Source organism: Thalassospira xianhensis MCCC 1A02616 (assembly GCF_003326475.1).
Classification (GTDB): domain Bacteria; phylum Pseudomonadota; class Alphaproteobacteria; order Rhodospirillales; family Thalassospiraceae; genus Thalassospira; species Thalassospira xianhensis.
In genome coordinates this window covers 1-12,749 of record NZ_JPWA01000009.1, presented here as the reverse complement: position 1 = coordinate 12,749, position 12,749 = coordinate 1, and the positions used below count along the sequence as shown (strand labels likewise).

13 protein-coding genes are annotated in these 12,749 nt (G+C 54.3%); 8 read left to right on the top strand and 5 right to left on the bottom strand.

What is annotated here, in order from left to right; genetic code table 11:
• Window positions 1-87 precede the first annotated feature (87 nt).
• Window positions 88-699 (top strand): hypothetical protein, encoded by a 612-nt coding sequence (locus TH5_RS09205; protein ID WP_114121619.1) that lies wholly within the window; start codon window positions 88-90, stop codon window positions 697-699.
• Window positions 700-719: 20 nt separating this feature from the next.
• On the opposite strand, the gene TH5_RS09200 is transcribed toward TH5_RS09205, so the two are convergent.
• The 4 genes from TH5_RS09200 to TH5_RS09185 all read right to left on the bottom strand — a co-directional run bounded on the left by TH5_RS09200 (window position 720) and on the right by TH5_RS09185 (window position 5,014).
• Window positions 720-2,195, bottom strand: coding sequence for a DUF4139 domain-containing protein (locus tag TH5_RS09200; RefSeq protein WP_114121618.1), 1,476 nt, complete (start codon window positions 2,193-2,195; stop codon window positions 720-722).
• A gap of 137 nt (window positions 2,196-2,332) precedes the next feature.
• Entirely contained in the window at window positions 2,333-2,821 is a 489-nt protein-coding gene (gene fliW, locus TH5_RS09195; protein WP_167443510.1) for a flagellar assembly protein FliW, read from the bottom strand.
• A gap of 98 nt (window positions 2,822-2,919) precedes the next feature.
• On the bottom strand, window positions 2,920-4,296 hold the full coding sequence (locus TH5_RS09190) for an adenylate/guanylate cyclase domain-containing protein (RefSeq protein ID WP_114121616.1): 1,377 nt from the start codon (window positions 4,294-4,296) through the stop codon (window positions 2,920-2,922).
• A complete protein-coding gene (locus TH5_RS09185; protein ID WP_062950486.1) occupies window positions 4,280-5,014 on the bottom strand; it encodes a Crp/Fnr family transcriptional regulator in 735 nt (244 codons plus the stop codon). The genes TH5_RS09190 and TH5_RS09185 overlap by 17 nt, the downstream gene beginning before the upstream one ends.
• 402 nt (window positions 5,015-5,416) lie before the next feature.
• Here TH5_RS09185 and TH5_RS09180 point away from each other — a divergent pair, with 402 nt between their 5' ends.
• From TH5_RS09180 to TH5_RS09150, 7 genes are all read left to right on the top strand, one after another.
• Window positions 5,417-6,442 (top strand): DctP family TRAP transporter solute-binding subunit, encoded by a 1,026-nt coding sequence (locus TH5_RS09180; RefSeq protein ID WP_114121614.1) that lies wholly within the window; start codon window positions 5,417-5,419, stop codon window positions 6,440-6,442.
• A 132-nt stretch (window positions 6,443-6,574) separates the two neighbouring features.
• A complete protein-coding gene (locus TH5_RS09175) occupies window positions 6,575-7,060 on the top strand; it encodes a TRAP transporter small permease (protein ID WP_114121613.1) in 486 nt (161 codons plus the stop codon).
• Window positions 7,057-8,325: a TRAP transporter large permease gene (locus TH5_RS09170; RefSeq protein ID WP_114121612.1), complete on the top strand. Its 1,269-nt coding sequence runs from the start codon at window positions 7,057-7,059 to the stop codon at window positions 8,323-8,325. Before TH5_RS09175 ends, TH5_RS09170 begins: the two co-directional genes overlap by 4 nt.
• 11 nt (window positions 8,326-8,336) lie before the next feature.
• On the top strand, window positions 8,337-9,185 hold the full coding sequence (locus TH5_RS09165) for a shikimate dehydrogenase family protein (protein WP_114121611.1): 849 nt from the start codon (window positions 8,337-8,339) through the stop codon (window positions 9,183-9,185).
• A gap of 11 nt (window positions 9,186-9,196) precedes the next feature.
• Window positions 9,197-9,847, top strand: a complete 651-nt coding sequence (locus TH5_RS09160) for a GntR family transcriptional regulator (RefSeq protein WP_114121610.1) — start codon at window positions 9,197-9,199, stop codon at window positions 9,845-9,847.
• An 88-nt stretch (window positions 9,848-9,935) separates the two neighbouring features.
• Entirely contained in the window at window positions 9,936-11,819 is a 1,884-nt protein-coding gene (locus tag TH5_RS09155) for a bifunctional sugar phosphate isomerase/epimerase/4-hydroxyphenylpyruvate dioxygenase family protein (RefSeq protein WP_114121609.1), read from the top strand.
• A 27-nt stretch (window positions 11,820-11,846) separates the two neighbouring features.
• The gene (locus TH5_RS09150; protein ID WP_114121608.1) at window positions 11,847-12,296 is read left to right on the top strand and encodes a type II 3-dehydroquinate dehydratase; all 450 of its coding nucleotides are present in this window, start codon (window positions 11,847-11,849) and stop codon (window positions 12,294-12,296) included.
• Between the two features lie 258 nt (window positions 12,297-12,554).
• On the opposite strand, the gene TH5_RS25785 is transcribed toward TH5_RS09150, so the two are convergent.
• Window positions 12,555-12,749, bottom strand: a 195-nt coding sequence (locus tag TH5_RS25785; RefSeq protein ID WP_208638427.1) for a hypothetical protein, incomplete at its 5' end; no start/stop codon positions are given.

Genomic DNA, 12,749 nt, shown 5'->3' with positions numbered 1-12,749 from the left:
TTGACCCTGCTTCACAAGACGGGTACGTGTCCGTCTGTTAACCGGCGCACTTTGATCCCTGAATTCAGGCAAAAGCAGGAAACAGACATGTCGGACAAACTTGCCGGATATTTGCCGCGTCTGTCATTCCTGCAGACGACGGAGCCCGGCTCGTTAACGTTGGCGCGTCTTTATCTTGAAATGGCAACCGCACTCGACAAATCCGAACGGATGATGGCCCTTTCCCTATTTGACGAGGCAGATCATCTGTTTGCCGCTCATCTGCAAACGGCACCGGATGCCGCGCGTGCCGGGCTGGCCCATAGCCTGAATAATCGGGCGGCGCTTGAAATTGATGGACAGCAATGGGCGGATGCGGTTGATGCCGCCCGACAGGCTGTTGAACTGCGCCGTGACCGGTTGGCGAATATGCCATCGGGCCAAAGCGAATCCGCCCGCCTTGATCTTGGTTATTCGCAGGGCGCACTTGTTCTGGCATTGCGGGGTGCCGGGCGGTTCGGGATCGCACGGGAAACCTGCGCCGAGGCGCTTGGCAATCTTGCGATATTCGCCGGAAAGAAAAACCAGCAGGCATTCATCCTGCTGGCGAAACTGATCTGTCTTTATACCGAGCTGTGCAGCAGAACCGACGAAAATCCCGATCCGGTTCTGTTGCTGCCGCTGGCTAAAGCGTTTTATGACAGCAATCAGACCGGATAATGCTTCGGCTTACCTGGCACTTAGCGGGTGCTTTTCACCGACCAGCTCAGATTGACTTCCTTACCGGCAGGAACCTCTATGGTCCAGACGATCAGGTCCGGCTGCGGTTTGGCATGTTTGTGATCTTCGCCGGTCACAATCCAGTCGGCCGGAACATTTTCGCGGATCGTGACGGTTTCAGTACGTTCGCCCCCATTGGTGATCGACCATTCCATGTTTGCCGTGATTTCATCGGGCAAGTTCGGTCGTGCCTTGCGATCAAACGCCGTGACTTTACGGATGCCTGAAATGTTGCTGGCCTGACCAAGGCGAATGGTCGCCTTGCGTCCGACCGGGGTCAAAGACAGATTGTCTTCACCAAGGAAACCGGTCACGCCACTTTCAGATTGGCCAAACACACGTACCGTACCAGCGGGCCACGGGCTTTTTTCGTCCGGCCCGCCATCATTCTCGATTTCGATTTCAAGGTCCGGGCGGGCAAATTCAGACACGTCGCTTTGACCGGCATAGTAAAGATTGGCGCTGCCATTAAAAATCACCTTGCGGGTTGCGGGCAGGGCCTGGGATGCGATCAGCGGCATCATAACGACATCGCCATTGCGCATCGAAAGCCCATCAAACGGGCCGTAAACATGCAGGTTTTCCATGGTTTCACGATCCGGTGCACTGCCGCCCGGTGCGCTATCGGCCATGGCAGACATCATCATTTCACCACGTGCCGCCTTCGCCATTGGTGTGTGCGTTACCCGGTTGGGATCCCCGGCAACCAGACGCAGTTGGGCATCGTTGATCGCGGTGCCGGTCTGGTTGGTGACACGTGCCATTGCCGACAGGTTAAGGACATTCTGGGCACTGTCATATTGTCCGACATAGGCTGTTTGCCATGAAACGCCACCCAGAAGGTAGGCGAGTGAGATGTGATCAAGTGCGGCATCCGAGCCGATGGTGGCTTCTATTGCCGGACTGGTGGCGAAGTTACCGGGCAGGTCGGAAATGATGATCTGCTCAACAGGGACCTGTTCGATACCATCAAGGGTGCGAACCAGTGCGCCACCGTCAATCGATAGCAACGTACCTTCGACCAGTTCGTCATCCTTGCGCCGGATGGTAATGGTTTTACCGACCTGATCCTGCAGCAGACGATACATGGTTGCCGGACCGTTGGCCGTGTTGCGCAGCGAATGCCAGACAAGGTTTGCGTCTTTCTGCGCGCCCATCAGGAACGTGTCGTCCATGATGGTTTGCGGCAAATCTTCGATCCGAAGCGTTTTGACACCTTTGGGAATGGAGCCGTTTCGCTGTTCGGCGATCATGCCAAGGTTGCCCGGATACACGGTCAACTGCATCTTGCTGCGGTTTTCACCAGAAAGCGTGATGGTTTCTTCGGTTTTTTCGTCGCCGGACTGTGCGGATGCCGGTTCTATGACCGGGCCAACAAAAAGGGCCGCGCTAAGAAGCGTGGCCATGGCAAAACGGTTGCGCATTTCTGATGACATCTCGAATCCCTTGTGTCGCTTGTTGCGTATTGTTCTTGGACGAGCTTTACGCGAAAAAGTGGCAGGATCAAGGACGTATGAAGGTTTCGGAAGGACCATTACCGCAAAAGGTCCTTCCCCGATTGGCTGGTGAAAAGTTATCCGCCCAGTGTCTGGTGATAGGAATAGGATGCATCGGGCAGCAGATACTGATAGGCGGCCTGTCGGGATGTATCGATGATGATTGGTGCCCGCAAGTTAACGGACATGCTGGTGTCGCCGCCGTCTTCCGGCTTGTGCAGGGTGACGATAAGCAAAACGGCACCTTCGTCCTTCTTGATGCCATGAATGGTGAAAGCCTGTGCAAGATGTTCAGGCTTAATGCTGTTGCTTTCCATATTATAGGGCGCAACGATAAAAGCCAGCTCCGGCTCAGTCAGGCTTTGCATCAGGATAAAGGTGCCATTGCCCTCTCCCGGGAAATTGGCAAGGGCAAAGACGTTGTGATCAGGAAAGCCCTTGATCCCTGTCGGGAAATAGATGGCCTTGTCCCACAAGAATTCCTTGTCCCCGAACAATGTGCGGATTGTAACAGAAGTCGGCACGCTGCCCGCTTCTGGTGACTGCGGTGTTGCGGAATCCGCCATACCGTCCTCCCTTATTCTGATGCTTTTACGAGTAAATGGCATTTTGGACCGGTTTCACCAGAATTCAAGGGATTGGCACATCCCAATGGTCGAATTCTTCAAGCGGCTGATCGGGGTTGAAAATGAACCGTGACCGGTTGACTGAAACCTTTGACGCGGATGGCATCCTGTTTTGCGAAGCTTCGCAGTAGAGCAGATCCTGCTGAAGATGTTTCGGACCGGAGTTTTCGCGCAAAACTGTCACTGATGATGATATCGGTATCAAGCGTTCTGGTTGCGCGTTCAAGACGGGCCGCCAGATTGACGCTGGCACCGATGACTGCTGGGGTGACGGCTTCTCCTTCGCCTATATCGCCCACAACGGCCGGGCCGAAGTTAAGGCCGATACCGATCTGAAGTGGTGTGGTGCTGTCCGCCAGATCACTGTTTTGCCAGTCTCGTACATGGCAAACCATTGATTGGGCTGCGGATAATGCATTTGCAGCCGGGCAATCCATATCGTCAAATGCGCCAAAACTCGCCATGACCGCATCGCCGATATATTTTTCAACAATGCCGCCATAGGCCCCGATTTGCGTCGTCATGATCTGGTGAAACTGGTTTAGCAATCGCATGACATCCTGCGGATCGCGTTTTTCCGCATAACCGGAAAAACCGATAATGTCGGCAAACAGGATAACGCATTCGCGCCTTGCGCCGATCCGGATCGGCTCGTCACGATCTGCCAGTTGATCAGCAAGGGCCGCAGGGAAATAGCGGGCCAGATTGCCATGTGCACGTTCGGCGGCGGCAAACTGATTGATCAGAACGCGTAACCGCGAAACCATCACCGCACATGCCAGTGTAAAGACAACAACAATCACAACCTGCTCTGCCAAAGCAGAAATATCGATGAATTCAGGCAGGTTATAGGTGGTAATGATTTCATCCTGGGTTGGTGCCCAGTCATCCCCGAAATGCTGCGAGATGATGACGCCCGGGCGCGTCATCAACCAAACGATGCTGGTGCTCCAGGCGATGAACAGCCAGAAGCCGAACCAGATGATCAGGCGCGGCGAAAAGGTCATGATCACCAAGGCCATCATGATCATGGAAAACACCACGCCACGATCACGAACGACAAAGCTGTACATCCATGCGGGATGATCGGTTAGCGGGCTCAAAGGATCGGGAACCACCGATACATAAACGATCAGGACTGCATCAACGATGGCCAGAACATAAAGAAGCCAGCGCCAGTTTCTGCCCTTAAAAGCTACAAAAAGTTGGATCAGGACCCCGGGGATGAACCAGCCCAGAACCTCCAGAAGAGAATAAAGTTCGCCCGTCGGGGAATCCGGTTTGGAAAACAGCAGCAAGATAAAGGCGAGCATGCAGATGCGCAGAAACGCAACAAGTATCAGGCCACGCTGCTCTTCGCGGGCGACCAACCGGTCAAACAGGGAGCTGGGGGAAGGATCAGCTTTTGATTGCATCGGCAAGAAGGTTTTTCAGGCCGTCCCTGTCACGGATGACCAGGCGACCGTCCCGGCGCGTGATCAGATCGCGTTTTTCAAGGTCGCGCAGCTTTTTGTTTACCGCTTCGCGTGTTACGCCCAGCATAAGGCCAAGTTCCTGTTGCGAAAGCGGGAGCGCGATACGGATTCCTTCCGGGTCGGGACCGCCGTGACGTTCAGCCAGCCACAAAAGGCGCTTGACCAGTCGCCCGGTCAGATCAAGGAAATTGGCGTCTTCCAGAAGGTCGCTGACCCAGCGCAACCGTCGACACAGAAGTGCCGTGATATGGCGGCGCAATGGTGCTTCGCGATCAAAGATTTCAAAAAAATCGTCGCGTGAAATGAACAGAAGCCGTGTCGGACCAACGGCACGCGCGGTTGCTGTGCGGGGTTCGCCGTCCAGAAGGGCGATTTCGCCAAATACAGCGCCGGGTGCCAGTACGTTCAGAACAATTTCCTTGCCGGTATCTGAAACGGTTGAAATACGGATTTTTCCAGCTTCGACAGCATACAGTCCGTCTGCCGGAGAGCCCTTTTCAAACAGCAATTCCCCGTCATCCATCCGTCGAACGCTTGCCTGATTTGAAAGTTGGGCGAGCAGTTCGGGATCAAGGTCCTCGAACAGGAAACTGCCTGCAAGAATGCGTGAGGCAATTTTGGCCAGTTGGGGTGTTGCGGTGCCGGTAACGCTGTTCACTGAATTCACTTTTGAAAAGGGCGTCGTTTCGATCATCGAATCGATGCGTTGCTGGGCCAAAGTAGCATGAAATACCGGCTGCATCGCAAGTGTTTTACAGCAAATTCCATTGCGAAGGCAGGGGGATGGCTGTGAATTAGGGTGAATTGATCATGCTTTTGCCATGGAAGATCGGATTGGTGGTCCCGATATCGAAATGAACAAAAGCGTTTATACGTCCAGATCTTGGCGCAGTTTCGGTTTCAGGAGTTCTGGCGTCAACATACTCTAATTTATACTGATTCTAGAATGTTTGACAAAATCTCCTATATTTTTTAAAGTCTCCCTATTCCGCAAGGGTCCGATGCAGAAGATTATGAATAATGTCGGGCTGTCGGGATTGTTTTCATTCGGGAGGAAAAAATGAAATTCGTCTCCAAAAGTGCACTGCTGGGTGCTGTATCGCTCGCAGCTGCTTCTTTCGCCGCACCGGCACAGGCTGCGGACATTACATTGAACTTTGCACATGTCGATCCGGCGGAATGGACCACTTCGAAAAAAGGTGCGGCCACGCAGGTCTTCAAAAATATTGTCGAAGCTGAGTCAGGCGGTCGCATCGAAGTTCAGTTATTCCCGGCCGGGTCGCTCGGCGGGGAAACTGATCTGCTTCAAAATACACAGGACGGTACGCTGGCCATGTCGATGGTGTCCGGGCCGTTCTCCAAAGTTTGCCCCGAGGCTGCTGTTCTTGACATCCCCTACATGTTCCCGAGCGCGAATGTCGCATGGAAGGTTCTGGATGGCGATTTCGGAAACCAGCTTGCCGAGCATTGCCTTGAAAAAACGGGCTTGCGTACGTTGGCATATGGCGAAACCGGTTTCCGTAACTTCACCAACTCCAAACGTGCGATTGCCGAGCCAAAGGATATGGAAGGCCTTAAAATCCGCGTTATGACTGTCCCGTTGTTTGTCGAGATGGTCAAAGCGCTTGGCGGTGAGCCGACCCCGATTCCATGGCCGGAAGTCCCGACCGCACTGACCACTGGCACAGTTGACGGGCAGGAAAATCCGATCAGTGTGATTTACGCCAACAAGTTTTACGAAATGCAGAAATACCTGACGCTTGATCGTCACGTGTATGGCACCGACTTCATCCTGATTAATGAAGATATCTACAAGGGCTTGTCGGAAGGTGACCAGGCACTTCTGCGCCGTGCTGCCGGCATCGCATCGAATGTTGGCCGAGCGATCCAGCAGTTTAACTCTGCCGAGGGTGTTGCGAAACTTGCCGCCGAGGGCATGGAAGTCACAACTCCGACGGCCGATCAGCTGAAGGCTTTCCGTGATGTCGCCCAACCGGCTGTGATCAACTGGCTCTCGGGTGAAATTGGTTCCGAATGGATCGATAAACTGCAATCTGCTGTCGGTGAGGCCGCAGCCTCTATGTAACCGGCATTGGCAGGCCGGGTTCCATGCCTCCTTTGGAGCTTGGCCTGCCCTTTTTGTTTCATTGTTATCGTGCCAGTTCTTGCAATTCGGCCGGTTACGGTATCGATCTTCCGTGCTCATTCAGGGGAAACCATGCAACGCGCAGAGAATGCTTTCAGCCGCCTGCTTGCCGGGCTTTCGGGATTTAGCATCCTTGTTGTCTTCGGTGTCGTCTTTGCTGGCAGTGTCAGCCGCTATCTGTTTTCGTCTCCCCTGCAATGGAGCGAGGAAGTCGCGAAATACGCGATGATCTATGGTTGTATGTTCGGAATGGCCTTTGCCTATCTCCAAGGTACACAGATTACCTTCAGCATATTCATCGATGCAGTTCCGGCACCGGTCCGGCGCAAACTCGCCGTTGCTGTTGATGCCGCTACGCTTGTTCTGGGCGGCATCCTGATCCACGCCGGTCTGATATTTGCCGCCAAACGCGGCGGGATCATGGCTTCGGGCCTTGGCATTCCGATGTATTGGGCGCAAATCGCCATGACGGTTGGTGGCGCGTGTCTGGTGATCGCGGCACTGTTTCGTCTGATCGCTTTCTTTACCCGCCAATCTTCAGGGGGTGAGGCATCATGATCACCGGTCTTGGTCTTTTTGTTCTGCTTGCTATTGGTGCGCCCGTGGCCTTTGCGATTGCGCTGGCGATCGCGATTTACATTGGTGGCGCGACGTTCAGCATCGATCTTCTGCCCCAGCGTATCTTTGCCGGCCTTGACAGTTTTACCATTCTTGCCATTCCGCTTTTTGTTCTGGCCGGGGAGTTGATGAATGCCAGCGGCATTACATCGCGTGTCATCAATCTTGCCAATGCGCTTGTCGGTCATGCCAAGGCTGGGCTGGCACAGGTCAATATCTGGTCTTCGGTAATTTTCGCTGGTCTTTCCGGGTCGGCGGTGGCTGATACATCGGCAATCGGGCGCATCTTTATTCCGTCGATGGAAAAAGAAGGTTACCCGCGTGATTTCGCGGCGGCTCTGACGGCAGCATCATCTGTGATCGGTCCAATCATTCCGCCGAGTATTCCGGTGATCATCTACGCGCTGATTACCACCAATGTTTCGGTTCCGGCACTATTTTTGGCAGGGATTATTCCAGGAATCCTTCTTGCGATTTCGTTGTCGGTTTATGTCCGTATCTTTGCAGCCAATTATGCCACGCCGCGTGACAGGATGAATGTGCGCGAAAAGCTGCGCGCACTTTGGGATGGTCTGATCCCGCTTTTCATGCCGGTTTTTGTGATTGGTTCGATCCTGGCAGGCATTGTTACCCCGACCGAGGCCGCAAGCTTTGCCGTATTTTATGCGCTGGTTGTCGGGCTGTTTGTTTTCCGTGAACTCAAACCATCAGAATTGCCAGGAATTTTCGCCAATTCGATGCGCGATTCATCAAGCATCCTGATCATTATGGGATCGGTTGCGGCAGCAAACTGGTTCATGACTTTTGCGGGAATTCCGCAGGCTGTCAGTTCTTTTGTTCTCGGCTATGTCGACAGCCCGGCGATGTTCCTAATCCTGATCAATATCATGCTGCTTGCTGTCGGGCTGGTGCTTGAAGGCATTGCCGCAATGCTGGTTTTGGTACCGATCCTGCATCCCATCGCAATCAGCCTTGGTATTGATCCGACCCATTTCGGCATCGTCGTGATCTTCAACCTGATGATCGGGCTGATCACACCACCAATGGGGCTTTGCCTGTTCGTTGCCGATGCCATCGCCAATGTTGGTATGGCCCGGATGATCAAATCGATCATGCCGCTGTTCTTGGTCGAACTGCTGGTTCTGATCCTGATTACCTTTGTACCGCAGCTCGTCACTTTCATGCCCAACCTGTTCGGATTTTAGGATTTCGCCCCATGTTGAAACTCGGTCTTATCGGTAAAGGCATATCACGCAGCCAGTCGGCAAGACTGCATGTCTTGCTTGGCCGGATGTGCGGAATTGATGTGACCTATGACTATCTCGACAGTGAAAAGATCGCCGATTTTGATCTGATCGGGCAGCTGACAGCCTGCGCCAAAGACGGTTATGCCGGGGTGAATGTTACCCATCCCTACAAAACCGCGGCCCGCAAGCTGATCCAGCGCCGCAAACGCCTGCCCGAAGCCCTGGGGGCTGTGAATACGGTGGTCTTCCGCGAAGATGGCTGGCGCGGGGATAATACCGATTATGTCGGTTTCATGCGCGGCTATCGCGGGCAGTTTGGTGATCAGGCGCCGGGGACAGTATTGCAGATGGGGGCTGGTGGCGTTGGCCTTGCGGTTGCCTTCGGATTGCACGGGCTTGGCGCGGACCGCATCCTTATTCATGACAAGGATGCCGACCGCGGTCATGAGCTGGTTGCGACCCTGAAGGCAGGTGGGGCCAACGTTGCCTTTATCGCGGAGGCCGATCTTTCCGATGCGATCCGCAATGCGGACGGCTTGATCAATTGTACGCCGGTCGGAATGAACCAGTATCCGGGCAGTCCGATTGATGCTGCCTTGCTGGGGGGCCAGAAATGGGCGTTTGACGCGGTTTATACACCGGTTGAAACCGCGTTCCTTCATTCCGCGCAAAAGGCGGGGCTTTCTGTCATGACCGGCTTTGAACTGTTCTTTTTTCAGGGTATTGAAGCATTCGAGGTTTTCAGTGGCACGCAGATCGACGGGGATGCGGCCCGGGTCGAATATTTCAATGCCTATCCCGAGGCATTGACGGGGTAAGGGGAAAGTCCATGAGCAGCACAGTTGCCGAGACAGTTTATAACGAAATTCGCGATGACATTCTGTATGGCGAACTCCAGCCGGGTGTGAAGCTGAAACTTGATGCGCTGCGTGACCGTTATAATGCCGGCGTCAACACGCTCCGCGAAGTGCTGAATCGTCTTGTCGCATCGGGATTTGTTTTTGTCGAAGGCCAGAAAGGTTTTCGGGTTGTCGAAACATCGCCCTCGAATTTCAAGGAACTGACCGCGATGCGGTTGCTGCTTGAAACAGACGGGCTTGGGAAATCAATCGATACCGGGGATGTCGAGTGGGAGGGCCGTGTTGCTGCCGCCCATCACAAGCTTTCCGCCATCGAAAAACGAATGCTGACCGAAGACAGTCGCGAACTGACCGTCCGCTGGAGCCAGTATGATCGCGAATTTCATCAGGCACTGATTTCGGCCTGCGGATCAGATCTGCATATGCGCATGCATCGCGAAATCTTTGACCAGTTCCGCCGCTATGTGGTGATCGAACTGAAAACGCATGGTTTCCGCGCCGAAGACATCATTGATGAACATCGCAGCATCTGTGATCTGGCGTTGGCGCGAGACAAGAATGCCGCGCTGGCAAAACTGACCGACCACATTGAAACCTATCGGCGCCGTTCGCAGGACTGATCATATGATCATGCCGGGCGGCTGGTTTGCCCGGATGTCCTTCCGAACCTGTGCGCCATGATGCCCACGACCATCCCGGAGGGATAAAATGCTGACTTCCATCGCGACCGTATCGCTATCGGGCGATCTTCAGGAAAAACTCGATGCCATCGCCGCCGCCGGCTTTGATGGTGTCGAGATTTTTGAAAATGATCTGCTGACCTTTGATGGCTCCCCCGAGGATGTTGGAAAGACTATCCGTGACCTTGGTCTGAAGCTGGTAACCTTTCAGCCATTCCGCGATTTTGAAGGCATGCCGGAGCCCCAACGCACCCGGGCCTTTGAACGTGCGGAGCGCAAGTTCGATCTGATGGAAGAACTGGGTACCGATCTTTTGATGGTCTGTTCGAACGTATCGCCGCAATCACTTGGCGGGCTTGATCGTGCGGCAAAGGATCTGGCCGAACTTGGCGACCGCGCGGCCAAGCGTGGGCTTCGCATCGCGTTCGAAGCCCTGTCCTGGGGCAAACATATCAGCGATTATCGCGATAGCTGGGAGGTGGTGCGGCGCGCCAATCATCCCAATGTCGGGTTGGTGCTCGATACCTTCCACATCATGGCGCGCAAGGTGCCGCTTGATGCGATTGCATCGATCCCCGGCGACAGGATCTTTCTTGTGCAGGTCGCCGATGCCCCGATCCTTGAAATGGACCCGTTGTCATGGAGCCGCCATTTCAGGTGCTTTCCGGGGCAGGGGGACTTTCCCCTTGATGAATTCATGCGCAATCTGGCCCGAACCGGGTATGACGGGCCACTGTCACTTGAAATCTTCAATGACCAGTTCCGCTCAAGCTCGACCAAAAACGTTGCCAAGGATGGCTTGCGTTCCCTGATTTATCTGGGGGATGGGGTCGAAGGTGTAAAAGTCGGGGAAAAGGCGGTTGCCCTGCCGCCAAAGGCGCATGCCCGCAATGTCGAGTTTGTTGAATTCGCGGTCGAAGAAGAAAACGCCGAAAAACTTGCTGCCCTGTTTGCCGGGCTTGGCTTTGAAAAACGCGGCAGCCATAAATCCAAGGCCGTCACATGGTGGAAGCAGGGTAACATCAATCTTGTCATCAATTGCGACAAGGATGGATTTGCGCATTCTTATAACATCGTGCATGGCCCGTCGGTTTGTGCGGTGGGGCTCAAGGTCGATGATGCCGGTGCATCGCTTAAGCGTGCGCAATCGTTGCTGGCGTCGCCCTTTACGCAGCCGGTGGGGGCAGGCGAGATCGAAATGCCCGCCATTCGCGGTGTTGGTGGCAGTCTGGTCTATTTCCTTGATGATCAAAGCGAACTGGCGCGCATCTGGGATGTCGAATTCGAAGCATCGAAACCGGCAGGAAAGCCGGCACATGACGCCAACCTGAAATCGGTCGATCATGTGTCCTATTCGATGCAGTACGAGGAAATGCTGACCTGGGTGCTGTATTTCACCTCGATCTTTGACCTTGGCAAAATGCCAACGGTCGATGTGCCCGATCCCGGTGGTCTGGTACAAAGTCAGGTGGTTCAGGGTGAGGATGGCGGTGTGCGGCTGATCCTGAACGGATCGCAAAGCCCCCATACCCAGCATTCACAATTCCTAAGCGAGTTCTTTGGAAGCGGCGTCCAGCATATCGCACTTTCAAGTGGCGATATTTTTGCCAGTGTGGATTTTTGCCGGAAAAATGGCGTTGAAGTTCTGCCAATCCCGGAAAATTACTATGATGACATCGAGGCGCGCTTCGGGCTTGATCCCGATCTTCTGGATCGACTGAAAGCTGCCAACATCCTTTACGATCGTGATGATGACGGCGAGTATTTTCAGGTCTATACCAAGACCTTCGCCAACCGGTTCTTCTTTGAACTGGTTGAACGTCGCGATTATCGCGGGTTTGGTGCGGCCAATGCGCCAATCCGGCTGGCATCGCAAACCCGTATGAACCGGCGCAGTCAGACGTCGAAATAACGAACTATTTCAGGGGATAAGGAAACCATGAGCGTTTCGGAAATTCTTGTCATTAACGGCCCCAACCTGAACCTTTTGGGGCAGCGTCAGCCGGAAATATACGGTTATGATACTTTGGCAAGTATCGCGGATAAATGCGCATCGCTTGCCGAAACGCTGGGGGTTTCTGTCCGGTTTGAACAGTCAAACCACGAAGGCAGCATTGTCGATTTCATCCATGATGCACGGCAACGATCGGCTGCGATCATCATCAATGCCGGGGCCTATACCCATACCTCGGCGGCCATTCATGACGCGCTTAAAACCTTCGACGGATATATCATCGAACTGCATATTTCCAATCCGCACGCTCGTGAAGAATTCCGCCACCACAGCTGGATCAGCCCGGTCGCCAATGCCGTGATGGCAGGTGCCGGTGCCTATGGCTATGAACTGGCAACGCGTCTTGCCGCGAAAAAGATTGCGCAGACCAAATAGGGTGATGGTGCCCAGGTCCGAAACAACAAAGGCAGCATTGAATGCTGCCTCAGACTGCTGACAAAGCATACCCGATCTGATTGTCATTCCCGCAAAGCCTGCCCCCGTGAAAGCGGGGCGGCAATCCCGTCTCCTGCAACAGGGCATGGATTCCGGGTCTGCGCTCTGCTCCGCCCGGAATGACGATTTTGATCAATCGCCAAAGCCAACCCCGTCAGCCAACCACGGGCCGCTGACAAAGCCCTCCCAACCAGATCGTCATTCCCGCGACGGCGGGAATCCAGTCTCTTTCAACGGGGCATGGATTCCGGGTCTGCGCTGCGCTTCGCCCGGAATGACGGTTTTGGTCAATCGCCAAACCAATCCCGCCAGCCAACCAACCCCTCTGCCCCCGGCATCGCCAAACGCCACCGACCAGACGGACCACGCCCCGGACGGCCCCCGCTGCCCCGA